General features: G+C 59.0%; 28 protein-coding genes and 1 pseudogene. 20 read left to right on the forward strand and 9 right to left on the reverse strand.

Annotation, left to right across the window (positions count from 1 at the left end; all coding sequences use genetic code 11):
• Positions 1-17 precede the first annotated feature (17 nt).
• Positions 18-368, reverse strand: a complete 351-nt coding sequence (gene sepF, locus FCF25_RS08765) for a cell division protein SepF (RefSeq protein ID WP_117592948.1) — start codon at positions 366-368, stop codon at positions 18-20.
• A 150-nt stretch (positions 369-518) separates the two neighbouring features.
• On the opposite strand from sepF, the gene FCF25_RS08770 reads away from it, so the two are divergent.
• The 3 genes from FCF25_RS08770 (at position 519) to FCF25_RS08780 (ending at position 3,269) form a co-directional block, all read left to right on the forward strand.
• Positions 519-1,001 (forward strand): hypothetical protein, encoded by a 483-nt coding sequence (locus tag FCF25_RS08770; protein WP_137048234.1) that lies wholly within the window; start codon positions 519-521, stop codon positions 999-1,001.
• Positions 1,001-2,359 (forward strand): glycosyltransferase family 2 protein, encoded by a 1,359-nt coding sequence (locus FCF25_RS08775; RefSeq protein WP_137048236.1) that lies wholly within the window; start codon positions 1,001-1,003, stop codon positions 2,357-2,359. Before FCF25_RS08770 ends, FCF25_RS08775 begins: the two co-directional genes overlap by 1 nt.
• A 184-nt stretch (positions 2,360-2,543) precedes the next feature.
• Positions 2,544-3,269 carry a DUF1028 domain-containing protein gene (locus FCF25_RS08780; protein ID WP_137048237.1) on the forward strand — a complete coding sequence of 242 codons (726 nt, stop codon included), beginning with the start codon at positions 2,544-2,546 and terminating at the stop codon, positions 3,267-3,269.
• Positions 3,270-3,313: 44 nt separating this feature from the next.
• On the opposite strand, the gene FCF25_RS08785 is transcribed toward FCF25_RS08780, so the two are convergent.
• Positions 3,314-3,793, reverse strand: a complete 480-nt coding sequence (locus tag FCF25_RS08785; protein WP_117592940.1) for an RNA-binding protein — start codon at positions 3,791-3,793, stop codon at positions 3,314-3,316.
• A gap of 184 nt (positions 3,794-3,977) precedes the next feature.
• On the opposite strand from FCF25_RS08785, the gene FCF25_RS08790 reads away from it, so the two are divergent.
• The 5 genes from FCF25_RS08790 (at position 3,978) to FCF25_RS08810 (ending at position 9,134) form a co-directional block, all read left to right on the forward strand.
• Entirely contained in the window at positions 3,978-4,271 is a 294-nt protein-coding gene (locus FCF25_RS08790) for a hypothetical protein (RefSeq protein WP_117592939.1), read from the forward strand.
• An 80-nt stretch (positions 4,272-4,351) separates the two neighbouring features.
• A complete protein-coding gene (locus FCF25_RS08795) occupies positions 4,352-5,716 on the forward strand; it encodes a ribonuclease R family protein (protein ID WP_137048239.1) in 1,365 nt (454 codons plus the stop codon).
• Positions 5,717-5,824: 108 nt separating this feature from the next.
• Complete coding sequence (locus tag FCF25_RS08800) at positions 5,825-7,162, forward strand: hypothetical protein (protein ID WP_137048240.1); 1,338 nt, start codon at positions 5,825-5,827, stop codon at positions 7,160-7,162.
• Complete coding sequence (locus FCF25_RS08805; RefSeq protein WP_137048242.1) at positions 7,159-8,001, forward strand: ABC transporter ATP-binding protein; 843 nt, start codon at positions 7,159-7,161, stop codon at positions 7,999-8,001. The genes FCF25_RS08800 and FCF25_RS08805 overlap by 4 nt, the downstream gene beginning before the upstream one ends.
• Complete coding sequence (locus FCF25_RS08810; RefSeq protein WP_254425851.1) at positions 7,998-9,134, forward strand: ABC transporter permease; 1,137 nt, start codon at positions 7,998-8,000, stop codon at positions 9,132-9,134. Before FCF25_RS08805 ends, FCF25_RS08810 begins: the two co-directional genes overlap by 4 nt.
• 24 nt (positions 9,135-9,158) lie before the next feature.
• Here FCF25_RS08810 and FCF25_RS08815 read toward each other — a convergent pair whose 3' ends face one another.
• Positions 9,159-9,353 carry a hypothetical protein gene (locus FCF25_RS08815; protein WP_137048244.1) on the reverse strand — a complete coding sequence of 65 codons (195 nt, stop codon included), beginning with the start codon at positions 9,351-9,353 and terminating at the stop codon, positions 9,159-9,161.
• Between the two features lie 96 nt (positions 9,354-9,449).
• Here FCF25_RS08815 and FCF25_RS08820 point away from each other — a divergent pair, with 96 nt between their 5' ends.
• The 3 genes from FCF25_RS08820 (at position 9,450) to FCF25_RS08830 (ending at position 11,538) form a co-directional block, all read left to right on the forward strand.
• Positions 9,450-9,581 (forward strand): transporter, encoded by a 132-nt coding sequence (locus FCF25_RS08820; protein ID WP_117592929.1) that lies wholly within the window; start codon positions 9,450-9,452, stop codon positions 9,579-9,581.
• 33 nt (positions 9,582-9,614) lie between these two features.
• The gene (locus FCF25_RS08825; RefSeq protein WP_137048245.1) at positions 9,615-10,634 is read left to right on the forward strand and encodes a hypothetical protein; all 1,020 of its coding nucleotides are present in this window, start codon (positions 9,615-9,617) and stop codon (positions 10,632-10,634) included.
• A 115-nt stretch (positions 10,635-10,749) separates the two neighbouring features.
• Positions 10,750-11,538 carry a creatininase family protein gene (locus FCF25_RS08830; protein WP_137048247.1) on the forward strand — a complete coding sequence of 263 codons (789 nt, stop codon included), beginning with the start codon at positions 10,750-10,752 and terminating at the stop codon, positions 11,536-11,538.
• A 93-nt stretch (positions 11,539-11,631) separates the two neighbouring features.
• On the opposite strand, the gene FCF25_RS08835 is transcribed toward FCF25_RS08830, so the two are convergent.
• From FCF25_RS08835 to FCF25_RS08860, 6 genes and pseudogenes are all read right to left on the reverse strand, one after another.
• Positions 11,632-12,444, reverse strand: coding sequence for a hypothetical protein (locus FCF25_RS08835; RefSeq protein WP_137048248.1), 813 nt, complete (start codon positions 12,442-12,444; stop codon positions 11,632-11,634).
• 271 nt (positions 12,445-12,715) lie between these two features.
• Entirely contained in the window at positions 12,716-13,750 is a 1,035-nt protein-coding gene (locus tag FCF25_RS08840; RefSeq protein WP_137048250.1) for a site-specific integrase, read from the reverse strand.
• Positions 13,751-13,933: 183 nt separating this feature from the next.
• A complete protein-coding gene (locus FCF25_RS08845; RefSeq protein ID WP_137048251.1) occupies positions 13,934-14,347 on the reverse strand; it encodes a hypothetical protein in 414 nt (137 codons plus the stop codon).
• Entirely contained in the window at positions 14,344-14,667 is a 324-nt protein-coding gene (locus FCF25_RS08850) for a hypothetical protein (protein ID WP_137048253.1), read from the reverse strand. Before FCF25_RS08850 ends, FCF25_RS08845 begins: the two co-directional genes overlap by 4 nt.
• The gene (locus FCF25_RS08855; protein WP_254425906.1) at positions 14,664-15,023 is read right to left on the reverse strand and encodes a helix-turn-helix transcriptional regulator; all 360 of its coding nucleotides are present in this window, start codon (positions 15,021-15,023) and stop codon (positions 14,664-14,666) included. The genes FCF25_RS08850 and FCF25_RS08855 overlap by 4 nt, the downstream gene beginning before the upstream one ends.
• 15 nt (positions 15,024-15,038) lie before the next feature.
• Positions 15,039-15,329: pseudogene (locus FCF25_RS08860) on the reverse strand (PadR family transcriptional regulator); the annotation flags it as partial.
• Positions 15,330-15,937: 608 nt separating this feature from the next.
• Here FCF25_RS08860 and FCF25_RS16055 point away from each other — a divergent pair.
• The 9 genes from FCF25_RS16055 to FCF25_RS08910 all read left to right on the forward strand — a co-directional run bounded on the left by FCF25_RS16055 (position 15,938) and on the right by FCF25_RS08910 (position 24,983).
• The gene (locus FCF25_RS16055; RefSeq protein ID WP_137048257.1) at positions 15,938-16,219 is read left to right on the forward strand and encodes an ArsR family transcriptional regulator; all 282 of its coding nucleotides are present in this window, start codon (positions 15,938-15,940) and stop codon (positions 16,217-16,219) included.
• A 103-nt stretch (positions 16,220-16,322) separates the two neighbouring features.
• Positions 16,323-17,411, forward strand: a complete 1,089-nt coding sequence (locus FCF25_RS08875; RefSeq protein WP_137048259.1) for a hypothetical protein — start codon at positions 16,323-16,325, stop codon at positions 17,409-17,411.
• Between the two features lie 178 nt (positions 17,412-17,589).
• The gene (locus tag FCF25_RS08880) at positions 17,590-18,144 is read left to right on the forward strand and encodes a hypothetical protein (protein WP_137048261.1); all 555 of its coding nucleotides are present in this window, start codon (positions 17,590-17,592) and stop codon (positions 18,142-18,144) included.
• Positions 18,141-18,881 (forward strand): hypothetical protein, encoded by a 741-nt coding sequence (locus FCF25_RS08885; RefSeq protein ID WP_137048263.1) that lies wholly within the window; start codon positions 18,141-18,143, stop codon positions 18,879-18,881. The genes FCF25_RS08880 and FCF25_RS08885 overlap by 4 nt, the downstream gene beginning before the upstream one ends.
• Complete coding sequence (locus FCF25_RS08890; protein WP_137048265.1) at positions 18,878-19,879, forward strand: hypothetical protein; 1,002 nt, start codon at positions 18,878-18,880, stop codon at positions 19,877-19,879. The genes FCF25_RS08885 and FCF25_RS08890 overlap by 4 nt, the downstream gene beginning before the upstream one ends.
• Positions 19,880-20,216: 337 nt before the next feature.
• The gene (locus FCF25_RS08895; RefSeq protein WP_254425852.1) at positions 20,217-22,283 is read left to right on the forward strand and encodes a DEAD/DEAH box helicase family protein; all 2,067 of its coding nucleotides are present in this window, start codon (positions 20,217-20,219) and stop codon (positions 22,281-22,283) included.
• Between the two features lie 45 nt (positions 22,284-22,328).
• On the forward strand, positions 22,329-22,532 hold the full coding sequence (locus tag FCF25_RS08900; RefSeq protein ID WP_137048266.1) for a hypothetical protein: 204 nt from the start codon (positions 22,329-22,331) through the stop codon (positions 22,530-22,532).
• On the forward strand, positions 22,525-24,525 hold the full coding sequence (locus tag FCF25_RS08905; RefSeq protein WP_137048268.1) for an AAA family ATPase: 2,001 nt from the start codon (positions 22,525-22,527) through the stop codon (positions 24,523-24,525). Before FCF25_RS08900 ends, FCF25_RS08905 begins: the two co-directional genes overlap by 8 nt.
• Positions 24,522-24,983: a hypothetical protein gene (locus FCF25_RS08910; RefSeq protein ID WP_137048270.1), complete on the forward strand. Its 462-nt coding sequence runs from the start codon at positions 24,522-24,524 to the stop codon at positions 24,981-24,983. Before FCF25_RS08905 ends, FCF25_RS08910 begins: the two co-directional genes overlap by 4 nt.
• Positions 24,984-24,985 lie beyond the last annotated feature (2 nt).

Genomic DNA, 24,985 nt, shown 5'->3' on the forward strand with positions numbered 1-24,985 from the left:
AACGCCCGCTGGTCGGTTCAGTCCAGCTTCTGCCGCGCGATTCGGACGCCCGTCGGTGCGAGGATGAGCTGGTCGTCGCCTTTCTGGACGATGTCGCCGTCGACTTCGCGAGCGACCTGCTGGAGTTCGTCGACGATGTGTTCGACCGTCCGGTCCTGCGTGCGGAGTCGCGTGATGTCCGCGATGACGAAGTCGCCGTCGTACACCGCGTCCTTGATGGCGATAACGTCCTGCTGGCCGGCGATTTCGGCGATGTGGACCGTCATCCCCGCCTCGCCCTGTGCGGTGTCGAAGTCGTCGAGGTTCAGTTCGACGTAGTCCTCGGTGGAGCGCTGTCCGTTCCCGAGAATTTTGCTCATGATACCCATGCCACCTACAGTGGCGGGTCGCCCAATAGTTCTTACGTCAGACGGCCGCCGCCGGTCGACGCGCTTCCGAACTGGACAGTTCCGCCGCGAACACCCTGCCGAAGCGACGGGTCACCGAACACCTTTCCGTCACCTTCTGGTCTCCACAGTGTGAGTTCCGCAAGCTCTGACCCCGTCGACCGCGTCGCGGACCGAACCGACCGAGCGTTCCGGGACCGCCCGCTCGTCACCGGCGTCTGGGCCGGACTCGTCGGGACGGCCGTGATGACGCTGTTTCGACTCCCCGTCGCGCGTTCGCTTCCGCCGACGGGCGCGTTCTGGGAGCAGTACGCGGGCGGTGACCCCGACGCGCTCGGACCCGCGTTCCTGCTGCACTTTCTCTACGGCGCGGGCGGCGGCGTCGCCTTCACACCCGTCGCGCGAGCGCTGCGCGGCCGAGGGCTGACGACGGCGCTCGCCGTCGGCGTTCTCTACGGTCTCGTGCTCTCGGTGTTCGGGACGCGCGTCGTGCTCACCCGTCTGCTGGGGATGGACCTCGACTACGACGAAGCGGTCGTCTTCCACGCCGGCCACGTCGTCTACGGCCTCACCGTCGGTATCTGGTTCGGCACCCGAGAGCCACACGAGGGTTGATGCGGGTCGAGACGCCGGGCGGCGGCGACGTGAGACGGGTGGGAGCGACCGTCGCCGCGGCGGTAGTCGTCGCGTCTGTGCTCTGTGCGCCCGCGCTCGTATTCGAGTGGTACGCGCCGTTCTTTCTCGGCCTCTGTGCGCTCGTCGCCGTCGGCGGCGCTCTCAGAGCGACGTTCGTGACGGCCGTCGCCTGTCTACCGAACCCCGACCCGCCGGAGCGTCCCCCGGACCCGCCGACGGTGAGCGTCGTCGTCACCGCGTACAACGACGCCGACGCGCTCCGGGAGACGCTCGCCGGCTGCGCCGCGCTCGACTACCCCGCCGACCGGGTCCGAGTGCTCGTCGGGTACGAAGCGGCGTCGACGGACGGCACCGAAGCCGTCGCGCGACGCGCCGCGGCGACCGACTCCCGCGTTCGAGCCATCGAGCGGGCGAAACCGCCCGGCGGGAAAGCAGCGGCGGTCAACCACCTCCTGCCGCACGTCGACGGCGACGTCGTCGCGAGCCTCGACGCCGGCCAGCGTCTCGCGCCCGACTCGCTCTCGCGTGCGGTCGGATGGCTGTCGGCCGACCGCGACGTCTGGTGCGTCAAAGGCCGAAGCTACGGGCGAAACGCCGGCGAGTCGCTGCTGTCGCTCTGCGCGACCGTCGAGCGCCACCTCGCCGAACGGCTGGCGTTCGTCGCCCGCTCGCGTCTCGGGTGGTTCACGCTCTTCACGGGCGGCCAGGCGTTCTTCCGAACGGAGACGCTGGCTCGCCTCGGCGAGTTCGACGAGACCGTGCTGCTCGAAGACGTCGAGATGGCGACGCGAATCCACACTCGGGGGGGCAGCGTACGCGTCGACCCGGCCATCGTCGCCACCGAACGCAACCCGGCGACGCTGTCGGCGTGGGCGAGTCAGCGGCGGCGGTGGGCCCGCGGCGGGATGCAGGTCGCTCGGGGGTCGCTCGGCGGACTGCTCCGCAGTTCCGACGCCTCCGTGGTGACCCGCCTCGACGCCGTCTACACCTTCGCCGCGTTGCTGGCGGTCCCGGTCGTCGTGCTCCTCTCGCCGGCCGTCGTCGCGGAGGCGGTCGCAGCCGTCGAACTCGCGGCGGCCGCGCCCGCGTCCCGGTGGCTGCCGTTCTGGCCGCTGCTGTCGCTTTCGCTGCCCTGCGCGCTCTTCCTGCGGGACGGCCTCGACGGCCGCCGCCACGACTTCCGCGAGTACCTCGCTCCGGTTCTCCTTCCGGCGTACTTTCTCCTCCAGAGTACGGTGATTCTGGCCGCGTTTCTCGACGAGTTCGTTCTCCGGCGACCGTCGGTGTACGTCACGAGCCGCCGCGACGGGGGAGTAAGTCGACACGACGGGGAGTGAGTCGGCACAGCAGGAAGTGAATCGGCGCGACGGGGAGTGCGTCGACACAGCAGGAAGTGAATCGACACGACGGGGAGTGAACCGGTATAGAGACTGCGGAGCACGACGGTCGCCCCGTCCTCCCGAACGGTCGGGTCGTGCCGGTACACGGACGTTTTTGCCCGGTCGCCGCAACCGCACCACCGTGACCTTCAGCATCTGCGTCCGCGAGGAGTACGAGGTCGACGGCGACGAGCAGTTGCGCTTCGGCGTCGCGGTGACGACCCGCCTGCCCGGTGTCGGGACGCTCTGTCCGTTCGCCAGCGAGCACGGCGCGGTAGCGACGCAGAGCCTCGTCAACGTCGAGTTAGGACGGAGCGGAATCGAGTACATCGACGACGGCCTCGCCGTCGACGACGCGCTTCAGTCGCTTCTGAACGCCGACGAGGGTCGCGAACAGCGGCAACTCCACGGCGTCGACGCCGAGGGGACGTTCGCGTTCTCCGGGGAGGAGTGCAACGGCTGGTACGGCCACGTCGAGGGCGAGAACTACACCGTCGCGGGCAACCTGCTGGTCGGCGAGGAGGTCGTCGAGGCCACCGCGGACGCGTACGAGTCGACCGCGAACGGCGACGCACCGCTGGCCGAGCGGCTGATCGAGGCGCTCGAAGCCGGTCACGAAGTCGGCGGCGACAAGCGCGAGGAACTGCCCGTCCAGAGCGCCGCCCTGCTCGTGACGCGGACCGGAGAGGACGCCGACGGCTTCACCGACGACCTGCGCGTCGACGCGACGGAGACGCCCGTGGCCGACCTCCGAGCGACCTACGAGGAGGCAAAGCGGGGCTACGAAATCATCCTCGAACGGCAGGAGGAGCAGAGGCCCGACGAAACAGAGGAGGAAGTCGGAGCGAGCGACGTCTCCGACGAGTGAGTTCGCCCGTCCGGTTTCGGTCGTGTTTGCCGTCGTGAGTCCGATCAGACGGTGAACTGGTAGAGGTCGTCGCCGACGTAGTGGACCGACTCGACGACTTTCCCCGAGTCGCCGACGAGGTCTGTCCCGTCTTCGAGCGCCCGCCCGACCGCGAGTACCTTCCCGTGGGTCTCCTCGGCGACGGCGACGAGGTCGCCCGCTTCGATGTCGTCGGTGGCGTCGACGATTCCCGGACGCATCACGTCCGCGCCGCCGCTGACGAACGAGACGGCCCCGGCGTCGACGGTAACGACGTGTTTCTGCGGCGGGTACTCGTTGGCACCCTCCACGGTGAGAAACGGTTCGTCGCCCAGATACAGCACCGCTGGAGCGCCGTCGACCAGCACGAGGTCGAACTCGGTGCCGGTGAGTTCGACGAACTCGTAGGTGTCGCCGTCGAGGTCGACACCGAGCGACTCCGAGAGCGTCTCCTCCAGCGATCTGATGTCGTCACTTCGGAGGTGATGCCGCGATTTGACGTTCATACGCCCTCCGTGACGTTCCGAGCGAATAAATCGCCCGCTCCGTCCGTTCGGCTCACCGAACCGCCGGTCGACGTGCCGGCGTAAACGCTCGGTTTACAGTGTTCAGCGAAAAACAGTGTCTCGCCCGTAGACGAGCGTCTGACGCCGCACAAACGCTAAGTACGCCCCCGCCAACCTCTCATCCATGTGGCGCTCCCGCACGGGCCGGGACCGGAAAACCGTCGTCTGCATCGCCTGCGGTTCGTCGGTGCTCCGGTCCGAGGCTCGCGAGTACGACAAGGAGGGTGACCGCTGGAACCGCCACGGTAAACAGTTCGAGTATCTCTGCAAAGACTGTCACCGAGAGCTCTGCTGGCAACCCCGGGACGAACTGGAGTCACTCATCCTCGACATCGAACAGGACGGACTACCGCAGTCGGAGTTCCTCACGCGCTATCTCCACGCGGTCGAAGACCGGTACGGCCGGCCCGAGGAGTAGCTCGCTCTCGGCGCTCGGCGCGAGGAGACGCGTCGTCGGACCCCGACACGACTAACTACCTCTCTCCCTTTTTCCCGCCTATGTCGAACGACGCACAAGCGCAGGCTGGCACCGCCGAGGGCCAGGGTCCCGTCGAGATCGACCCCGAACTCGACCGCCACCTGCGGAACAAACGCGAGGAACTGTTCGAGGAGTTCGAGATCCGCGACGAGTTCCCGCCGGAGGTCCGCCGCGAAGCGAAGGAGCGAACCGAAGACGTCCAAGCCGAGATTCGGGACGCCGTCGACGACCGCCGCGACCTCCGCGAGATGACGACCTGGACGACCGACCCCGCCGACGCCCAGGACTTCGACGACGCCATCAGCATCGAGGAGGACGACGAGGCGTACACGCTGTGGGTCCACATCGCCGACGTGAGCCACTACGTCCACCCCGGCTCCGAGATGTGGGCCGAGGCGGTCAAACGCGGCAACACCGTCTACCTCCCCGCCTACACCGTCCACATGCTTCCTCCGATTCTCGCGGAGACTGTCTGTTCTCTGGTCCCCAACGAGGAACGGCTCGCGCACACCGTCGAGATGCGCCTCGACAAGGAGAACCTCGGCTACGAGTCCATCGACATCTACAAATCGGTCATCGAGAGCGACGAGCGACTCACCTACAGTCAGTGCGAGAAGCGCCTCGACGACCCCGACGCGCCGCTGCACGACGAGATTGCGCTCTCCTACGAACTCGCAGACCGGATGCACGAGCAGCGAAAGGAGGACGGTTCGCTCGTGCTCAACCCGAGTCGCGACCACGCGCACACCATCATCGAGGAGTGCATGCTGAAGGCGAACAAAGCCGTCACGCACGAACTGATGTGGGGCCGCGGCGTCGAGGCGATGTACCGCGTCCACCCGCAACCGACGCCCGACCAGTGGGACAAGGCGCTGCGCGAAATCGCCGAACTCGACAGCGTGAAGATTCCCGGCGGCTCGTGGGACGACCCCCGGAAAGCCGTCAACGCGGCGCTCGAAGAGGCCCCGCCGCGGATGCTCAACAAGATTCAGCGCGCCGTGCTGAAGGTGATGCCCCGGGCGAAGTACATGAACGACCCCTTCGGCGGTCACCACGCGCTGAACTTCGACATCTACGGCCACTTCACCTCGCCCATCCGCCGCCTCTCGGACCTCATCAACCACTGGATCGTCCACGAGAACGACGTTCCCGAGGACCTCGTCGAGCTCTGCGACCGCGCCTCCGACAAGCAGAAAGACGCCGAGACGGCCGAGCGACTCTACAAACAGTTCATGCAAGAGGTGGGCCTCGACCCGTACGCCGTGAACAGCCGCGGCCTCGTCGTCGTCGACGAGGACGAAGACGAGAGTGATGGAGAGACCGACGGCGAGACCGACGAGTTAGACGCCGAGCAGTTCGACGCGGAGCAGTCCGACGCGGAGTAGTCCGACGCCAAGCAGTTAGACGCCCACTAGTCCGGCGAAGCTCCGTCGTCGCTCGGAACCATCACTTTCTCGACAATCTATTTGCCGGTCGCGCCCTACACTGTCGTAATGAAGGCACTCGCCGCAGTTCTCGCGTGTCTCCTCCTCGTCGTGTCCTCGGCCCCCGTCGGTGCCGCCCCGCCGGGGCCGGGGGACGCCGCCGACACCGTCACCGAGTCCACGCCGTCGCCGACGCCGCTCACACAGTCCGAGGGGTCGTCGTCGCAGCTCGCCGGCCCGCCGCTGCAGGTCGCCGGACCCGCTCCCCAAATCGAACTCAACGCGACGGGATTCGTCGCCGAGACGCAGAACCGTGCGACGGTGACGCTGTCGAACCCGGCGACCACGCCGATGCGAAACATCACCGTCACGGTAGGGATTCAAGGCGGAGACGCCGTTGTCGCCCGTCAAACCGTTCCCGTGCTCGGCGCCGGAGCGACCGAAGAACTACCGTTCGTCCTTCTGCCGCGCGAGACCGGCGACCAGCGCGTGACGGTCCGCGTCTCTTACACCACCGACGGTGAGGACGCGACGACGCGCTACCGCGAGTCGGTAGCCGTTACCCCGCTCGAAGACGACGTGGCCGTCCGCGTCGAGTCGGTCCAAAGCGGCGACGCCGACGGCGGTGCCGAGGGACAGCTCGGCGGCCTGCTCGGCGGGGGTGGCGGGGAGGGAGCGCTACAGGGGAGCGGCGAGGACGAGGCGCAACCGGGCCGGATAGACGTCGTCGTGACGAACTTCGGGAACGCTCCACTGCGAGACGTCGTCGTCGTCCCGACGAGCAACGACACCGAACTCCCGCGTCAGTCGATTACCGGGCGGCTCGCGCCCGGCGAGTCCGCCCGGACCACCGTCGACCTGCGTTTCGTCGGCCGGCAGGACAGCGTCGCGTTCGAGGCGCGCTACCGCGTCGGCGAACGCGACGGCACCGCTCGAACCGAGTTCCCGTTCGACCCCGCTTCCGGGTCGGTCGCGCTGACGAACGTCGACCTCTCTCTGGGAGCCGACGGCGTGTTGCGCATCAGCGGCAACGCGGGCAACCCCGGCGAGGCCTCCGTGACGGGCGTCACCGTCTCGGTCGGCGACGACGAACACGTCTCGCCGGCGTACCCCGTCCGCGACTACTTCGTCGGCACTGTCGACGGCAACGAGTTCGCCCCGTTCGACCTCACCGCCGAGGTCGACAGAGAGAACGTGACGGTCGTCCCCGTCGACGTGACGTACGTGACGAACGGCGTCCGCTACACGGAGACGGTCGAACTGCCGTACGACCGGTCGCTGTCGCCGCCGGAGCGCGAGCGCGGCCTCTTCTCGTCGCTCCCGGGCGATACGAGCGCACTCCTCGCGCTCGCTGGGGTGAGCCTCGCGGCGGCCGCGGCGGTCGTCGTCGTCCGTCGCCGCCGATGACCGAGCAGTCGTCGGCTCTCGGGACCGAGTTCGCTCTCGACGAAGCGGCCGTCGCCGCCCACGACGGTCCGACGCTCGAACTCCGCGGGGTCAGAAAGGTGTACGAGACGGGCGGCGAGACGGTCGTAGCGCTCGGTGACGGGAGCGGGGAGTCGGCGACCGGCATCGACTTCGTCGTCGCCCCCGGCGAGTTCGTCGCCATCGTCGGCCCGAGCGGCAGCGGCAAGTCGACGCTTTTGAACATGCTCGGACTGCTCGACGAACCGACCGCGGGCGAACGTTACCTCCTGGGAAGAGACGTGACGACGCTCGACGACGAGGCGCAGACGAACGCTCGAAAGGAAGCTATCGGCTTCGTCTTCCAAGACTTCTATCTCATCCCGACGCTGACGGCGACCGAGAACGTCGAGCTACCGACCATCTTCGAGGACGACCCCGACGCGACCGAGCGGGCGCGCGACCTGCTTCGACGCGTCGGCCTCGCCGACCGTCTCGACCACACGCCGAACGAACTCTCCGGCGGGCAGAAGCAGCGCGTCGCCATCGCCCGCGCGCTCGTCAACCGGCCGCGGGTGGTGCTGGCCGACGAACCGACGGGCAATCTCGACCAGGAGACGGGCGCACAGATTCTCGACGAGTTCCGACGCGTCTGCGAGGCGGGCGTGAGCGTCGTCGCGGTGACGCACGACCCGCAGGTGACGGAGTACGCCGACCGGACGGTCCGTCTCGTCGACGGCGTCGTTCGGGAGCGAGACGCGGCGGGCGCGGGGGGCGACGTCGTCGACGTCCGCTCGATGGACGACGAGAACCGAGACGCCGAATCGGAGGGCGGGGCGTGAAACTCGACCGTCGGTTCCCGGCGCTGCTGATGGCGTGGCGCAACCTCGACCGGAACCGCCTGCGGTCGGCGCTCGCGGCGCTGGGCATCGTCATCGGCGTTCTGGCTATCGCCACGCTCGGTATCTTCGGGAACGTCCTCCAACTGTCGGCGACGAACGAGCTCGGCGCGATAGGCACCCAGGTCGTCGTCGGCCCGAACCAGGACGCGGGTGTCACCTCACTGAACGCCCGCGAGGTGGAGACGGTACAGCAGCTCACCGCCGGACGCGGGACGGCGGTACCGCTCGTCAGCGACGGTGCGGTCGTCTCGAACGGCCGCGGACAGTCGTTCGCCACCCTCTACGGCATCTCGACGCCGGCGGCGCTGTTCACGGCGTCGGAGGGGGCGATACCCGACCGACACCGACAGGGCGCTCTCGTCGGCGCGGAACTCGCCGACCGACTCGACCTCCAGGTCGGGAGCATGGTGGAGATAGAGGGCAACGAGTACCGCGTCGTCGCCGTGCTCGCCCCCACCGAGGATATCTCGCCGGTGTCGCCGGACAACGGCGTCGTGCTCCCGCCCGAGGAGTTCGTCAGCGACGAGTACAATCAGGTCGTCGTCCGCGCCGAGTCGGGGGAGGCCGCGAGCCAGATCGCGGCGTCGGTCCGCGAGCAGTTGAACGCCCGCGAGGAGCGCGTCACGGTGTTCGAGTTCTCGACCATCCTCGACCAGATCGGCGAGTTCTTCGCGCTGCTCAACTCGTTTCTGTTGGGTCTGGCGGGTATCTCGCTCGTCGTCGCCGGCGTGAGCATCTTCAACGTGATGCTAATGAGCACCACCGAGCGCAGAGGAGAGATCGGGGTGTTGCGCGCCGTCGGCGTCCAGCGACGCGACGTGCTACGGATGTTGGTCGTCGAGGCGATGCTACTCGGGACGGTCGGCGGCGCTATCGGCGCGGCACTCAGCGGACTCGTCACTGCGGGTCTGTACTACTTCACGCCCGTGACGCTGGCCGTCGCGCTCGACCCGAGCAACGGCCTCTACCTCGTCGGCGCGTTCGCCTTCGGGGTGGTCGTCAGCCTCGTCAGCGGACTGTATCCCGCGTGGAAAGCCGCGAACGAACCGCCGGTCGAGGCGCTGCGCGGCTGAGTCCCCGTTCGGATACGACGCGGTTCAGTACGTGCTCGCGCTGCCGCCGCTGTCCTCGACGATGAGACGCGCGATGAGCGCGATGAGGATGAGCGGGATGCCGATACCCGAGACGACGAGCAACAGGAGTACGACCGTCTTCATGAGCGTCCCCTGTCGGTCCCAGACGGTGTTCGTCACGTTGTCGATACTCCGCGCGACGTTCTGTATCGTCCCCATACACCTTCGTACGGCGTTGGGCAGGATTACTCTTGGGGCCGACTCCGACCCGCGTCTGCCCCAGAAGTTACCTCACTCGGCGTTGTTCTGTCGGGTATGCGAACCAGTACAATCGTGCTGCTCGTCGGTATCGTGCTGCTGTTCATCCCCATCCCGCCGTTTGCGACCATCGCCGGGATTCTCACCATCCTCGTCGCGCTGGGGATGCGCTTCTTGGGCGGGAGCTAAGCGCCGTCGGACGTTCGAGTATCGTTTTCGACGATGGGCCGGACCGAAGCTAACGCTGCGGAGGGACGAGATCGTTCGCTCGCCGAGCGGCTGCTGTTGGACGCGAACCGCATGACGGTGACGGCGATGCTGTCGTCCGCCACGCTGGTCCTTCTGACGGCGCTCGGGACGCTCGACCTCCCGTTCCGGTCGATACTGACGACGGGCGACACCGTCGAGACGCTGTTCCAGACGCTCATCGGCGTCCTCATCACCGGGATGACGCTCGTCGTCTCTATCAACCAGTTGGTACTCTCCCAGGAGTTCGGGTCGCTGGGTCGCCAGAGCGAGCGAATGGAGAAGTCGATGGCGTTTCGCAAGGAGTCCGAGCGGGAGTTCCGGTGGACCGGCCCGCCCGAACCCGACAGATTCCTCGAAACGCTCGTCGACACGAGCCTCGAAAGGACGAGGGCGCTTCGGGAAGCCGTCGAGGACAATTTCGACCGGACCCTCCGAAGGCGGGTCGACCAGTTCGTCGACCGAATCGAGAGCAGCGCCGAGCGAGTCTCCGAGGAGTTGGCGAACGCGCAGTTCGGCGAGTTTACGGTCACGCGGGCGGCGCTCGGCTACAACTACTCGTGGAAGATATACGTGCTCCGCCGAGTGTACTGGGAACACAGAGAGAATCTGAGCGAGGACGAGAGAGACGCGTTCGACGACGTGGTCGACGTTCTGGAGCTGTTCGGTCCGGCCGAGGAGTTCTTCAAGGCCCACTACCTCCAGTGGGAACTGGTCAACCTCTCGCGGCGGATTCTGTTCACCGGCATCCCCGCGCTCGTCGTCACCGTCGTCGCCGCGCTCTATCTCAAACCCGGCGTCGTCTCCGGGTCGCTGCTCGGTATCCCGCTCTCGGTCTGGCTCATCAACCTCGGAATCACGCTCGCGCTGGTCCCCTTTTTCGTCTTCACGGCGTACGTCCTCCGAACGGCCTCCATCGCGAAGCAGACGGGCGCTATCGGTCCGTTCGTCCTCCACGAGTCGGAGCGCGCGCCGCTCATCGACTGGGAGGAGTGACGGTCTGCTCGTTCGCGTGACTTCGTCGTGGTGGACGCGAGTGACCGGGAGCCGGACCTAACTGGCCGATGCCGACGACACTCACTATATCACTGCCGAGAGACAACAGGGAGATATGACCGGGACGGCCGAGACGACGGGATACCGCGTCGCGGAGCTGACGTGGCAGGAACTCGAAGACGCGCTGGCCGAGACGAGGACGCTGTTGCTCCCGGTGGGGAGCACCGAACAGCACGGCCACCACTTGCCCCTCGGTGTGGACGTGTACATGCCCGAGGCGATCGGCGAGCGGGTCGCTGCAAAGAGCCCGGCCTTGCTCGCACCGCCGCTCTGGTACGGCGTGAGCCCCCACCACACGTTCAAACCGGGAACGTTCACCGTCTCGACGGAGACGTTTCAGCGATACGTCTTCGACATCTGCGAGTCCGCGACCGAGTGGGGAATCGAGCACATCCTGCTTCTCAACGGCCACTACCTCGCGCAGGACCCCGAACTCGAAATCGTCGTCCGCCGGCTGCGAAACGAACTCGGCATCGAAGCGTTCCACGTCCCGCTGGTCGAACTGTTCGCCGACGTCGCCGCGGAGATTCGCACCGGGGACGTGTCGTTTCACGCCTCGGAGTTCGAGACGAGCATCATGCTCGAACTGTTCCCCGACCTCGTGGAGATGGACCGCGCGAAAGACGTGCCGCCGCCCGAAGAGTCGCTGCCGCTGACCGACTACGACGCGCTCGGCGAGAACAAGGTCGGCTGGGCACTCAGCGCGGCCGACATGGAGGTGTTGACGCCGACGGGCAACATCGGCGACCCGACCGTCGCGACGCGAGAGAAGGGCGCGAAACTGGTCGAGTCGACGGTGTCCGACATCCGCCTGCTCGTCGACGCGCTCGAAACATCGGAGTGAGGGCTGTCGGAGAGCGGTTCGAAACGGAAACCGGGAGGCGGGATGGAACTGCTAAGATATGTCCATATTATGGACGTGTAAGTAGTGGAGAAATCATCCGTTCACGTCTGTCTCCTCCTCGAACCCATCGCTCTTTCCCCAGAAGTTGTGATGCATCGTCCAATACATTACAGAACCGATGAATGCCCAGGCTTCCAATTTTGTCCATTCATTACGGAGGATTTCGTCAAGAAGCTCTTTACCAAGTTCATAGCCATCGCTCTTAATCCCCACAAAGAACCCAACTATGAGGATTCCTGCTTGAGCCTTGCTACTGAATAGGATTCCCTGATTCCATCCATCCATTAGCACTAAATCTGGTTTAGACGCCTGGTCAATGATACCCCGGTCAGACTTACTACCACCGTATGCTAGAATATCAATGATGACGACCCGGAAGGCTATAGCGATAGTTGACAGAAAGGCATACACGCCAACCCACCAGGCAAGAAGTGAAATCGGGTAAATGGCCTGTGCAACAGTTGAAATACCGCCACTAATGATGGCTAGAAGAAAGTCACCATCTTGAGAATCCGCTTTCGCTTCAGCTTGTACTTGACGGATATCTCTACGTAGCACTATTTTTGACCGCTTCGAGTCCAATTGATTCGTCCATTTGGCTACGATGTCTCGAACATCAGCCCGAAACCGGTGAATGTCCTCAATACCCACTATCCGGTCAATGATAATACGTATACGGTCATCTACATCGAAAAATCGGCCTAGAAAAGGCCCTATCATCGCAAGAGAATAGAGGAATAGGAAGAGTGCGACCCCCAGTAATGCGACTACAAGAAGGATGATTAAGAGTATTCCATAGAATACGAATTCAATCTCTCGAAGCCAACCCCGTAGCGAACGTTCCATCCTACGCAATAGTCATGATACTAATCATATATTTAGGTGGCGTTATTGTGGAGTATCTAACTATTTGCTAGATTCAATATGGGCGACAGCAGTCGGTTCGTGTCAGCCGCCTACTCAACCTGTGGACTCGCGGGGGTCACGCGAACGAGCGTAGCGAGTGAGTGTGACCTCGCGAGTCCATCGACTGAGGGAGCGAAGCGACCGAAAGAAATGGACTCGCGGGGAACTCAACACTTTTCTGACTACCGTGTACCGTTACGCTTGCTATCATTTACTGCTCAGATTTATCATCGAATTTACTCTTCAGAAACTCCTCAACTCGAACGTCCATCTTCTGATCCGGCCGACGCGCATCGTAGTGCTTATACAGCACATCGAGGCCGACATCCGCACGCTCGCTCACGACCTCCGGCGGAACACCGCGATTCAGATGGTCCGTGATCGCACCTCGACGGAACGCATGGGGTGACTTCGAGGACGGACACTTACTTGGGAGACTCTGCTCACCGACGGCCTCGCAAGTCCTCGGCTCACGCCCGTGCGGACAATCCTCGAGAACACACGGCTGCGTCATCCGGTAGCAACAGTTTCGAATCGCCGTCTCGCTCAGCCGACCGAATCGGCTCGACAGAAGCGGCTTCCGGCCGTACTCGTCCTCAGAATCCTCGCGGTGATGCTCGACGTAGTCCTCGATGATCTGCGAGAGGTTCGGACCGAGCCATACCCAGCGCTCACTCTTCGAGCCGTTTTTGAGCGGAGTCTCAGATTGAGGCCGGTGCCGAAGGTACACCGCGTGCTTCTCCGGTCGGAGATCGTCGACGTCGATAGACCGCAGCGCACCGAGGCGCATACACGTCCGCCACAGCATTCCGATGATGACGTGTTCACGAGACGCGTACTGGAACCGGTCGAGGTACGCGATTACTTCTCTCGCCTGCTCGGGAGCTACCTTGATGTCCCGAGCTTCGGACCCGTCGGGAACCTCAGGTGCGTGGACACGCTCGCGAAACCCCTGCTGAACGGCGTCGATGTCCGCCCAGTATCCCAGAGCCTCGCGGACAGCCGAGAGATTCTTCTGGAGCGTAATCGGCTCGACCTGCTCTCGTCGCCACGTCACGAAATCTGCCATCAGACGGCCGTTGAGGTCGTTCAGGTTCTCGACCTCGTCCTCTCGGCACCACGCGAGGAAGTGCTCGAGGACGGTCTTGTTGTTGTGGTACGTCGACTTCGCCACACTGGGCTTCCGGTGCGCCAGGAAGCGCTCGACGCCCTCCGACGGAGTGAGTGGAATCAGTTCGTCACTCACAGTCGACCTCACCGTTGCGGTCGTAGACCGTCGACCCGAGGGTTACCCCCGATGGCTCGGGCTCGACGCTCTGACCGCCGTCGGCAACGAGTTCGACGCATTCGACACTTCGACAGTCGGTGCAGTGACCGTCGTCGTCGACGGACAGGACGCGACCGCACGCCCGACAGGGCCAGATAGAACTCATTGTCCACCCTCGACCGTCGGCATCCGCAGCTCGAACTCGTAGACATCATCACCGAGATCGGCCGAGAGATGGCAGCCGTCCTCGGTCTCCTCGATGTCGCACTCGAAGCCCTCGACGTAACTGCCCCAGAGTTCTGGACTGAGACCAGTAACGCAGACTTCGAGCGATAGTTCGTACGTGAACGTGTCGCCGTCAATCCAGTGTTCGTGTTCTCGCTCGCAGTTGTTACACGAAATGACCGCGGCGTGGCCGTCGATGACATCGGTCGCGCGCATCTCCTCTCCGCAGGAGAGACAGCTGACCTCGACCGGGTGGCCTCGAACGACGAGTTCACCGTCGTCGACCCACCAAGAGAACTCGTCGTCGTACGGATTCTCCCGCGGGCCGATGTCCTTCGTCGCGCCGCTCATCGCTCTTCGCCCTCCCGGTCGATGATGAGTTCCCGGAGGTCACCCGCATCGCCCCCGTTCTCGTCCTCGTCGGCAAGTTGCTCGGTGAACGTTTCGACCTCTTGGCGGAACAACTCGAAGAACTCGCGCGTCGACGACTCCGAGCGAACCTGCGAGTGCTGCTTCGTGATGCTCGTGACGAGCGACTCGAACACCTGGTCCTCGTCTTCGAGGACTTCGATGCCGGCGGCAAGTCGCCGGTACGCGAGCGCCTTCTGGAACATCCGCGTGTTGACGACCGCGTGGATCTCCTCATCGGAGAGTTCTTCGAGGTCGATCACGCCAAATCACCTCCGTCGACGATGAGCCGAAGTTGACCCGCCTCGTCGAGCCACACCTTGCGACCCTCGATGAGCCGACGTCCATCTCTCGTCAGCTGGTAGGAGTTCGAGCGCTGGTCGACCGTGCCTTTCTCGACGAGTCCCATGTCGACGAGTTCGTCGAGGTTCGTGTAGAGCCGACCGTGGTGGATCACCTCGTCGCGCTGCTCCTGGAGGCGGGCCTTGATGCGCAGGCCGATGAACTCCGATTCCGAGAGACTCAGGAATCCGATGGCGACCAGGCAATCTCGCTGGAACCCGTGCAGCTTGCCCCAGCGGACGCCCGCCCGCGTCTCTTCGAGCGGGTCGACATCCACACGCGCGTAGTCGGACAGCGACGAGAGCGTCTCCGCGCGGTCGCGGACAGCTCGACGCCCGTCGTCGGTCGGCGTGTAGGCGTTCGTCCGCCGGTCGATTTCGCTACGCTTGACGAGTCCCGCCTCGATCAGCGTGTCGAGATTCGGGTACAATCGGCCGTGGTTGATCTCGGCGTCGAGTCGCTTCTCGACGACCTCTTTGATGTCCTGTCCCGCCAGTCGCTCATCGCGAGCGTTGAGGGCGCACGCCGCGACCAGCAGGTCGCGTTGGAATCCGCTCAGTGCGGTCCACTCGGCGTCGCTCATGCGGAGTCACCGTCCTTCACTACGCTCTGACTTTCATCCATACGAGAATGGAAGGGGGACCCCCGAATAACGTTAGAGCGGGCGGTTCCGGTAGAATCCCGATTTCGGTTCTCTCCGCTGGTTTCGGAGGACTGAGTGTCTCTATCTCCATTTCCGGTAGAGTTCCGGTAGTTCCGGTAGGAGTTCTCGGCGGCGAAGTCGCGCGCGGTGAGTGCGCTAACGCGGTGGCCGCAGGGAATAAGATGGTGCGTTGACGGTCCGCGTGTCGAGACGCCGAGGGCGTTTCGACCGCAGGCAGGGCAGGTGATTGGCGTGCTATCCGCTCGTCTTACGGGGGCTTCAAGACCCCGCGATTTGTTTGCGTACATGGCTTCCGTACCGTTATTACGGGAGCTATCGCGGACCCGGTGCCCTAACACCGGTCCGCTTGTTTTCGAGATGGACCCGACAGACAGTCAGGTCCGCGTGTAGCTTCCGTTGAAAATCAATTCAGCAGACCAACTACTTAGCTTTGTCGTATCGAATAATACGAGTCGAGGTATTATACGATACAAACATATCAGAGCACCGACCATGTTAAGACTGACTCGGCAATTTGCACAAACGAAATGCGGCGACCCCGGGTTGAGTGGATGACACGGACCGATGATGCGATTTTGGAGTTCCTACTTAACGAAGGAAACCGACCACTCAATGCGAGTCCACGGATGATTGAGTCAAACATCGAGTTCGCAATCTCGACGATTCGAGGACGACTAGCGAAATTGCTGGAAGCAGGATTGGTGGAATACTATGACGAAGGCCGAGGTATCTATCGAATTAGCCAGAAGGGTCGTGCTTACCTCGCTGGCGAACTTGATGCTGAAGACTTAGAATTCAGGGAAGAATGAAGAAGTCAACACATGGAATCCCTCTGAGACATCCGAATCAACGTTCCCTCCCATCTACTACACATTCAAAATTTATTTCACCTTGAAGCAGAATGGGTTATCAATGTCATCGGAAGAGGTCCTGTCTGATGCGATTGATTTCTCCTATTCAGGCCATCTCATTTTCAACGGCCTCTACACAACGGATCCTTCAGGGCTGGATGTTAGCAACGACGAAATCGAATTACTTCGCAATCGAATCAGCGAACTGCTGCCACCACTGACCGCAGAACACGACGGCGGCCCGAAGAAAGGGTTTCAGAGGATTAATCTCGAATCATACTTCGATCAGTATTCATTCGAGAGAAAGAATGCCAGCCTGACGCCGAAGCACCGGGAATTAGCAGAGGTGCTTCTGGACCGGGAATACGTTCGCGAAGAATACACCGGAGAAGTTAGGGTTCAAACAGACGATGGTCGAGTCTCAGGAGAAGAGATTACTCGACATTCAGCCTATCTCTACTGGTTGCTTCCCTCCCTTCTGCTCGTTCAGGGAGCACGGCCGGACCGGAAGCGAGCAATGTCAACAGTCAATGAAGTCGTCGGCATCGTGAATGATGAAGGTGAAGAGAAGCGACTCATTCGCATTGACCCGGTCAAGTTTGATCCGATGTTCCTTCTGTGGCTACTGTATAAAGAATGGAAGGGTGAACCCTTCGAGAGCGGCTTAACAATGCTAAATATATCTGAAGTTGGGCTGCTAGGTAGCGAACGAGACTTTTTCGGCAAATCTGCGAAGGTTTCAGGATCCACGAACATTTTTCAATCTTTGCCATTTATCGAGGGCTTACTTAAGGAGAAGCTCCCAAATCAGGTTGCTGGAAAGTTCCGTGTCAGCGGGCAAGATCTTGCGGTCGACATCCGAGAATCTGGGCGTGTGCATATCAAGGCAGAAAATGATATTAGAATGTCAACGAAGTTCGAGCGAGTTCTACTCGGTGTACAATTGGTGAAAGAACTCACTGAGCTTCGACAAAACTGGACGGATCTCCCAACTGAAGACCAGTATCCCCCGCCAACATTCGCAGTCGAATTATACGAGCGAGGGAAAGAGCAGGAGGTCACGATCGACTTCGAGAAACGGCTCGTAAAACGTCTGCTTCGAGAGCGTGATGAGTCACTCGAGGACTGGCCAGAGCTCGAATTCTCATGAGCACCTCCTGGATCGCAGTATTCGAAACTGCAAGGTGGATGCAGATTCAATGGACTAGCACATACTGATGGCTCGGACAAGAGATAGCGTTCGTACGGTAGATGTCTATGACGCAGGAGAGCATCAGCCGAGCCAAGATTCGCAGCCGCAAGTTGAGATTACAGATCGGACGGATGACGTGGTCGAAATCCTCTACGAGCCATCCGGTGAGTATCCATACCCAGAGCAGATCATTAGCCGTGGAACGTTCGAATATACGAAAGAGGGGATTTTAGGAACATCCTCCGCTGAGGGAAGTTTCCAACTTAGACCGGGATCGGGAATGTTCGTCGTTCGGATGAGCGCTGGGTCTGCCCAGATGGATGAAATTGTTGATGCACTTGATGAGAAACTGGATAGTGAGCTTGGGCGCGTCATCGAAGTTCATAGTGGTATCGCCGACCACTCCAATGCGATTTGGCATTTATTGGAAGAAGCAAAGTGGATCAGCTCAGTGGCAATTCGATTTCGAGGTGAGCGAACTCCATTAGCAGAGCTTCGCGAAGAGAAGAACATCTCGATGGAAGATGTCGAGTATGAGTACCCTATCATAGAGGCAGACTTCATTCTGGAGACTCCATGGGGAGCCCCGGTCAATGTCATTTACGAGGATGGTAAAATCGAAGTCGCTACTGATAGTGACGAAACTCATGAATATGTACTACAGCTCTTGGAAGCTGCCCGTGCCCAATGACGCTGACGGGGTGGATACTCAACTGGTTCGACAACCGGCGAGGAACTAAAAAACATCCAGTATACCAGAGGTTTCGTGAAGCGTATCATGAATCCAATCAGGTAACTCGAGCGAGCCAAATTCAAAGCGGAAGCTGGGTCATCGCAGTGATCCTCTATCATATACTGAGTAATCTCACTCAAGGGAGTGTGTACGGCATTCGATACCCTGGCATTGCCGTTTCAATAGTTGGGGTGATCGGTCTATTCACCTCTTTCTTCGCGATTCCTGGTTTGTATTATCACCAAAACAAACCATTTAAATTCTCGGTGAGTTGGTTCCCGCTTCGCGATAAGTCGTATCTGATAAAGAAGTCTGAGGAGGGAATTTTGCGACTTAGTACAGTTGGTGAGGAAGTCATCGCCGTTGTCTTGCGGTCAATGGGGAGCGTCGACGGTATCGACATTCAGCTTGTCTCAACTAACCCCGACGTTCAATTCAAAGTTGATGGGCCTTTGGGAAGTTCCCTGAACCCATATCCCGATGACAACGGGTTTTACACACGTGATCAGGTGACTGATGAGATAATCACCCCTGTGTTGAACGTTGAGAAAAGCCGTGACATTGGTAGCGGTCCCAACCCAATTCTCCACCTTGTTGATGTGTCTAATGTTGAGTATCAGCGAAGGGGAGAACTCTCAAATAATAAGGCACTGAAGAAAGGAGTGAAATTGCTCTCTATAGAGGTAGAAGAATGAGTCAAGCACCATCTGAGTTTCACGGCCATCTGATCTACCAGGCTTGTAAGACTCACGGTGGACAGACTGGTGAAATGCTGGAAGACCTAGTCTCATCTCGACCATTCACAGAGGATGAACGCCCAAACAGGCCACAAGATGGGTTCGAGAAGCTCTCGTTTACTTCTGGTGACCAATTCCATGAACAGAGAGCGATGAGGGTTCAACAGCAATTGACTGGTGTTCGATTTCGCGAGGAACAACTTGGTGAAGAGGTTGAGGTCTATGATTCTGAGACTGATCAGCGGATCACTGGCCAACCGATCTCTGAAGATACTGGAGATCTTTTAACAACCTCATCCGAGACACTGATGATCCGAAGCTCCAAGAGTACCTATCAGCGAATTTTTGATGTAATTCAGGCTGAGGAACCCGCTGGTGGAAGACTGAGTCAGCTCTCATTTGACCCTGATTTCATGCTTTGGTTGTTTTGGCAATACTGCTCGGGCGATAGCCTCTCAGACCTTAATCCACTCTCCTTGACCGGTGCTGAATTCGAGGGTGAACGAAGCCCATTTGGTAGGAAAGCACAAGTCTCAGACACCACCGATATATTCTCCTCAACACCTGTACTGCTAGGGCTGCTGTCCGGCCAGCACTTTCACTCAATTAGCGGAAAGTTCGAATATCGCGGAGAATTCATTGATATGAATATTTCAAGGGAAGGTCGAGTCCACGTGAAAACGACGGGTCAACTTGCCCAATTGCCCAGGGCAGAGCGTGTACTCCTCGCCAGTGATGCGGTTAATAAGACTATTAAGACTTACACCCAGTGGGTGAACCGCCCGCCGTCAAGTAAGTATCCGCCAGCCGAATTCTTTGGTAGTATGCTTGAGCGACTCTCCGACCATGGGGTCGAAGTTCGCTTTTCTACAGATGGTGTATTCAGAACATACGCTGAGAGGCGTGGCGAGAACTTTGAAGAATATACAGAGTCCGTCAGAGACTTGTACGAGTAATTGTAGCAACTACTCTGCTGTGACGGCCCATCACTTTGACTGAGTGATTCTTCATGGACGAGACGACTCATTTAATGTTCAATTCCGCTCTATGCTGGTTTCTAGTCCTCACATCGACTCCTTCTCATCTCTGAATAAATATCACTCCAGCCTCATTTTGTAGGGAGAAGTGAACTTAGACACAGGAAGGGAGTCTCATATACATGGCCCGCGAGCAACTTTGTCGCCCTGGAATGTCCGGCAGTAATCTCTACTTATAGAGTCTCTTCCTAGATGTCGGTTTTACCCGGGCAAGGTATATATAAAATAATTTCCAACGTGCTCAACAAAGTTGTTTGTGGGATATACGCTTTTCACCCTCTACCGCAATGCAAATCTAAGAATGGAATTTGAGGGCAACTTTACCGATCTCAATCTTCCTCGAGTCATCGACACCTCCTCAGATGATTTGATGGAGGATTTCTACATTCCACTTCTATCGCGTGCGAAGACATATCGACGTGGTGTAGGATATTTCACCACGAATTGGGTACGATCTGCTGCGCGCGGAGTCGCTGAGCTTGCGAATAACGGTGGGACTGCACAATGGATTATGAGTCCGATTCTGGAAGAAGAGGACTGGAAGGCTATCAGGAAAGGTGACCAAGCCAAAACCGACGAAGTGCTCCGCGAATCACTCGATAGGAGTATCACCGACTTACGTTACGATCTCGAATACGAAACACGGAACGCTATCGCGTGGATGATCGCAGACGGACTGCTCGAAATCAAGCTCGCAGTCCCGTCGAACAAGCTCACCGGTGACTTCCATGATAAGTTCGGCGTGTTTTACGACTGGGAAGGAAACCGTGTCTCGTTCCACGGGTCACAGAACGATAGCGAGCAAGCACTTCGAAACTACGAAGCCTACACCATCGACTGTGACTGGATTAGCGACCGGGAAGACGAAGGAGTGAGCAAGCAAGAAGAACGGTTTGAACGCCTCTGGAAGAACCGAGATGCAAATGTCGAAACGCACACTATACCGGAAGGTGCTGAGAAGGACATCGCCCAACTGCGAGATAATAGTAACCGGCCGTACGAGCCCCTACAGAAAGTAGCAGAGGAGGGGCCCGGGATTACGCTCCGTGACTATCAACAGGAAGCGGTCGATGCTTGGTTCGACAACAGCTATTCTGGACTGTTCCAAATGGCGACCGGAACTGGGAAGACCTTCACCGCGCTTGCAGCACTCGACGGATATGTTGACACCGTCGATGATCCGCTCCTGTGCGTGATTGCTGTCCCACAAAAGCATCTTGCTCGGCAGTGGGCAAGTGAAATGGAGAAGTTCGGCCTCAGCCAGCCGAAATTCGTGTATCACTCCGCGAACCCGGACTGGAAAAGCGACCTATCGCGGGCTCTTTCAAACCTTGAGCTCGGTATCAAGGACTACGAGTGCCTTATTACGACTCACCAAACGTTCTCGGGAGATCACTTCCGAGAGAAAGTACAAAATTTCTCTTGTGAGGCAATCTTGATTGGAGATGAAGTTCATGGCCTCGGTTCCGGAAAACGACGGGAAGGCTTGCTCGATACATACAATGCGCGGATTGGCTTATCAGCTACTCCAGAACGGTACTATGATGAGGTGGGCACCAACTATCTAATCGACTACTTCGGTGGCACCACGTTCGAATTCCCACTAGAGGACGCAATCCCCGAGTATCTGACCCCGTATCAATACAACCCGGTCATCGTCGAGATGGACGAAGATGAACTTGAGGAGTACCGAGAAATGACGCAGTCAGTTATTGCGTCGAAATACTCTGAAGACTCCGACGAGGAACTGACGAATATCTTGAGTTCACAGCGTGCCGAAATCGTGAAAGGCGTGGTCAACAAGTACGACACCTTAAGAGACATTCTCCGTGGTCTCGAGGAAGTGAAACACCTTCTTGTGTACACGAATCATGAACAAATCGACACCGTTGGTGGCATATTGAACGAGTTCGGAGTGATGCATCACCGTTTCACCTACGAAGAAGGAGACGACCTTCGCGAAGAACTGCTTGAGTGGTTCAGCGAAGGAGAGTATGAGGCACTCGTGGCGATGAAGTGTCTCGATGAAGGTGTGAACGTACCTGCGACGCGAACTGCGGTGTTGATGGCGAACACAGGGAACCCGATGCAGTTCATTCAACGGCGAGGTCGGGTACTTCGACAGCACGAGGGGAAGGACCGTGCGGTGATTTACGACCTGATGGTTGTCCCGACTCTTGATCCGGATGACGATATCGCCGCCTCTGAGAAGTACATCTTAGAAAAGGAGCTGCGGCGGTTCGAGGAATTTGCGACAACTGCTGAGAATGAATATGAGGCAAGAAACAAAATTGAGGACGTACGTATTGCTTACGGAATTTGAGACGGTTAAATTGATATACACCTAAGCTTTTGGTTGCAGTATCATATGAGTGACTCCGAGGTACATTCACTCATCCTTGATCGTGTCGATGAGATCGAGGATGAGGACCTCCGCGCCTTTTTGAGAGATATCCTGAGACACGAGCGCGATATTCTCAAGGAACCCCGAGCAGAGTACGCTGACCGCTACAGAGGTTTTGTTGACGGCTTCGTTGGTAACGAATCACTCCGAGATTACAACGATGAATAACGTCCAGATATTCGAAATAGAAATAAACGAATACCGACAATACAGTGGAAAACAGGTAATCGATCTCGAAGCCAACTTCGACCAGCATCTCAATATCATCGAGGGGCAAAATGGGTCGGGAAAGTCTAATATCCTGAACGCTATCACGCTATGCTTCTACGGAGAAGAAACACATACCGACTCCAACGGCGAGGACGGCCTCGAATCGGACCCGCTCGTGACCAAGAAGCGGCTACGCGAACTGGACCCGGGTGAGAGCGCGCAAGGGCACATCGAAATCAAACTCGGAAAAGACGAACCGAAATACGCCTTCCGCCGAACATTCACCACCGCCCGGCATGATGACGTTATTATCGACGGCCGCGAAGAACGACAGTACAACAGCTCAATAGGCGAACTCCGACTCCGACAACGATTCGGTGGCAATGACTGGAAGCCGAATCCGAGTCCACAGAATATTCTTCGGGAAATTCTCCCAACTCACGTACACGAGTATTTCCTCTTTGACGGGGAGCAGTTAGACAACTTTTTCAAAACTGGATACACGGACCACGTCAGAGCGGCAGTACTTGACGTATCTCATATTGAACTGCTCAACGAAGCGGTCAAACACCTCGGAAAGGTTCAACGGGATTTTGAGAGCGATTCATCTGAACTAGGCGGTGACATTCCAGATCTCCAACAACAGAAAGAAACTGCCGCTGACGAACTAGAGGGTCTCAAAGAAGAACGGAAGAAGTTGGAAAAGGAGATTGAGACTGCCGAAGAACAGAGAGAGAAAATCAACAATAAACTAGCCGGAAGCGCAGATGACGATGTCCGAGAGATGCAGCAGCGGCGTGCATATCTTGAAACCCGGCTTGATGAGCAGGAAGATGAGGTTGTAGAGGACAAGGAAGCCGTTGGAACGTCGCTTGCCAAAGCTGGGGGCGTAGGGTATAACGCAGATGCGCTCAGCTATGCTATCACCCAGCTTGAAGAATACGAATCATCACAGAACGGCCTGCCTGGGCTCACCGAGGAACTATTAAGAGGAATCCTTTCTCGCGATGAATGTGTTTGCGGAGCCGACCTCGACGAGTGCGACTCAGCACGAGAACATATCGAAGAGTTACTCGAAGAACGCACCAGTGAGAGTCAGGATGCAATCGAAGGCCGACTCCGCATAGAACGCGCGCTTAAGAGTGGGACAGGACTTATCGATAATCTCTTGGATGATCTCAAAGACCTCGAAGAGACCCGGACATCCATCGATGAGAACAAAACGGAACTGAAGAACATATCTGGCCAACTCGAAGGCGAGGACACCATCAACAACGAACGCGCACAGGAGCTCGAAGCCCGACGACGAGATGTGCAGGGGCGAATCGACAAGATGCAGAAAGAGGTCGGTGAACTCGGCGGGAAGATTGACCAACAAGACCAGGTACTCGATGAGAGACGAGATGAATGGAAGCAAGCGATGCGGGAACAAGACGAACAAGACCTCTTAATCGAGCGGAGTGAGTTCTTAGAACGAGCATCCAACAAACTCAACGAAATCAAGGTCGAGATTCTCGAAGAAGTTCGAGAGGACACGGAGAGCTGTCTCGAGCAGTTCTACAACGACTTAATTTGGAAGGACGAAGATTACGAAATTGTTCTCACTGAAGATTACGAGATTAAGCTTTACGACCCTGATGGCCGCAAAGGAGTCAACTCCTTGTCTGCTGGTGAACGGCAGGTTCTCGCACTTTCATTTATGGCCGCACTTTCAGAGATTAGCGGGTTTTCTGCACCGGTCGTGATTGACACACCTCTAGGCCGTATCTCTAGCGAGCCAAAGCAACGAATCGCACAAAACGTGCCGAACTACCTAGAAGGGTCGCAGGTTACGTTCTTGATGACCGACGTAGAATACAGCGAAGACGTCCGTGTGTATATTTCTAATGACGTTGCGAACGAGTATCATCTGGATTACCAGAACGGCGTCACGGAGGTAGTTGACCGATGAGCAAAGAACAGAATTCGGACGAGATGTATGAAGAGCGCGAAGCTCGACGTGACATGCATATCGACAGTGAGCGCCGAGATATGTTCGAGGCATTGCAGAACTCGACGGATTCTCCGTTCTACGGTTCTGAAAACTATGACCTGTTCATGTTTGTTCTCGGATATGGTTACAAGAACACCGTGCCTGAAACGATCAAGAACAAGAAAGGAGCGTTCTTTGGACGCGGAAGACTTTCCGACCAACAACAAGCGGTCATTGAAGCAGTCGCGGTTGCTGAGGAGCGCGATGTGCAAGTCCTCCGCGATCAACGGATGGTCTACGAAATCGCGGAAGAGTACGCGAATGCGGGGATCGAGTTATTGCATGGTCGAGTGTTCGGTCCCGATGATGAGGACCCGCGACAAGAACTAGCGTTAGAAGTGAAGCGTCACTACGAGTCGGTGACTGAATCGCAATGATT

The sequence above is a fragment of the Haloprofundus sp. MHR1 genome (genome assembly GCF_005155585.1).
Classification (GTDB): domain Archaea; phylum Halobacteriota; class Halobacteria; order Halobacteriales; family Haloferacaceae; genus Haloprofundus; species Haloprofundus halophilus.

Excerpts from the sequence above, each read along its gene's own strand:
- sepF (WP_117592948.1), bottom strand. The coding sequence starts at position 368 with ATGGGTATCATGAGCAAAATTCTCGGGAACGGACAGCGCTCCACCGAG.
- FCF25_RS08775 (WP_137048236.1), top strand. The coding sequence starts at position 1,001 with ATGCGGGTCGAGACGCCGGGCGGCGGCGACGTGAGACGGGTGGGAGCG.
- FCF25_RS08785 (WP_117592940.1), bottom strand. The coding sequence starts at position 3,793 with ATGAACGTCAAATCGCGGCATCACCTCCGAAGTGACGACATCAGATCG.
- FCF25_RS08790 (WP_117592939.1), top strand. The coding sequence starts at position 3,978 with ATGTGGCGCTCCCGCACGGGCCGGGACCGGAAAACCGTCGTCTGCATC.
- FCF25_RS08795 (WP_137048239.1), top strand. The coding sequence starts at position 4,352 with ATGTCGAACGACGCACAAGCGCAGGCTGGCACCGCCGAGGGCCAGGGT.
- FCF25_RS08800 (WP_137048240.1), top strand. The coding sequence starts at position 5,825 with ATGAAGGCACTCGCCGCAGTTCTCGCGTGTCTCCTCCTCGTCGTGTCC.
- FCF25_RS08805 (WP_137048242.1), top strand. The coding sequence starts at position 7,159 with ATGACCGAGCAGTCGTCGGCTCTCGGGACCGAGTTCGCTCTCGACGAA.
- FCF25_RS08815 (WP_137048244.1), bottom strand. The coding sequence starts at position 9,353 with ATGGGGACGATACAGAACGTCGCGCGGAGTATCGACAACGTGACGAAC.
- FCF25_RS08820 (WP_117592929.1), top strand. The coding sequence starts at position 9,450 with ATGCGAACCAGTACAATCGTGCTGCTCGTCGGTATCGTGCTGCTGTTC.
- FCF25_RS08825 (WP_137048245.1), top strand. The coding sequence starts at position 9,615 with ATGGGCCGGACCGAAGCTAACGCTGCGGAGGGACGAGATCGTTCGCTC.
- FCF25_RS08830 (WP_137048247.1), top strand. The coding sequence starts at position 10,750 with ATGACCGGGACGGCCGAGACGACGGGATACCGCGTCGCGGAGCTGACG.
- FCF25_RS08835 (WP_137048248.1), bottom strand. The coding sequence starts at position 12,444 with ATGGAACGTTCGCTACGGGGTTGGCTTCGAGAGATTGAATTCGTATTC.
- FCF25_RS08845 (WP_137048251.1), bottom strand. The coding sequence starts at position 14,347 with ATGAGCGGCGCGACGAAGGACATCGGCCCGCGGGAGAATCCGTACGAC.
- FCF25_RS16055 (WP_137048257.1), top strand. The coding sequence starts at position 15,938 with ATGCGGCGACCCCGGGTTGAGTGGATGACACGGACCGATGATGCGATT.
- FCF25_RS08875 (WP_137048259.1), top strand. The coding sequence starts at position 16,323 with ATGTCATCGGAAGAGGTCCTGTCTGATGCGATTGATTTCTCCTATTCA.
- FCF25_RS08885 (WP_137048263.1), top strand. The coding sequence starts at position 18,141 with ATGACGCTGACGGGGTGGATACTCAACTGGTTCGACAACCGGCGAGGA.
- FCF25_RS08890 (WP_137048265.1), top strand. The coding sequence starts at position 18,878 with ATGAGTCAAGCACCATCTGAGTTTCACGGCCATCTGATCTACCAGGCT.
- FCF25_RS08900 (WP_137048266.1), top strand. The coding sequence starts at position 22,329 with ATGAGTGACTCCGAGGTACATTCACTCATCCTTGATCGTGTCGATGAG.
- FCF25_RS08905 (WP_137048268.1), top strand. The coding sequence starts at position 22,525 with ATGAATAACGTCCAGATATTCGAAATAGAAATAAACGAATACCGACAA.
- FCF25_RS08910 (WP_137048270.1), top strand. The coding sequence starts at position 24,522 with ATGAGCAAAGAACAGAATTCGGACGAGATGTATGAAGAGCGCGAAGCT.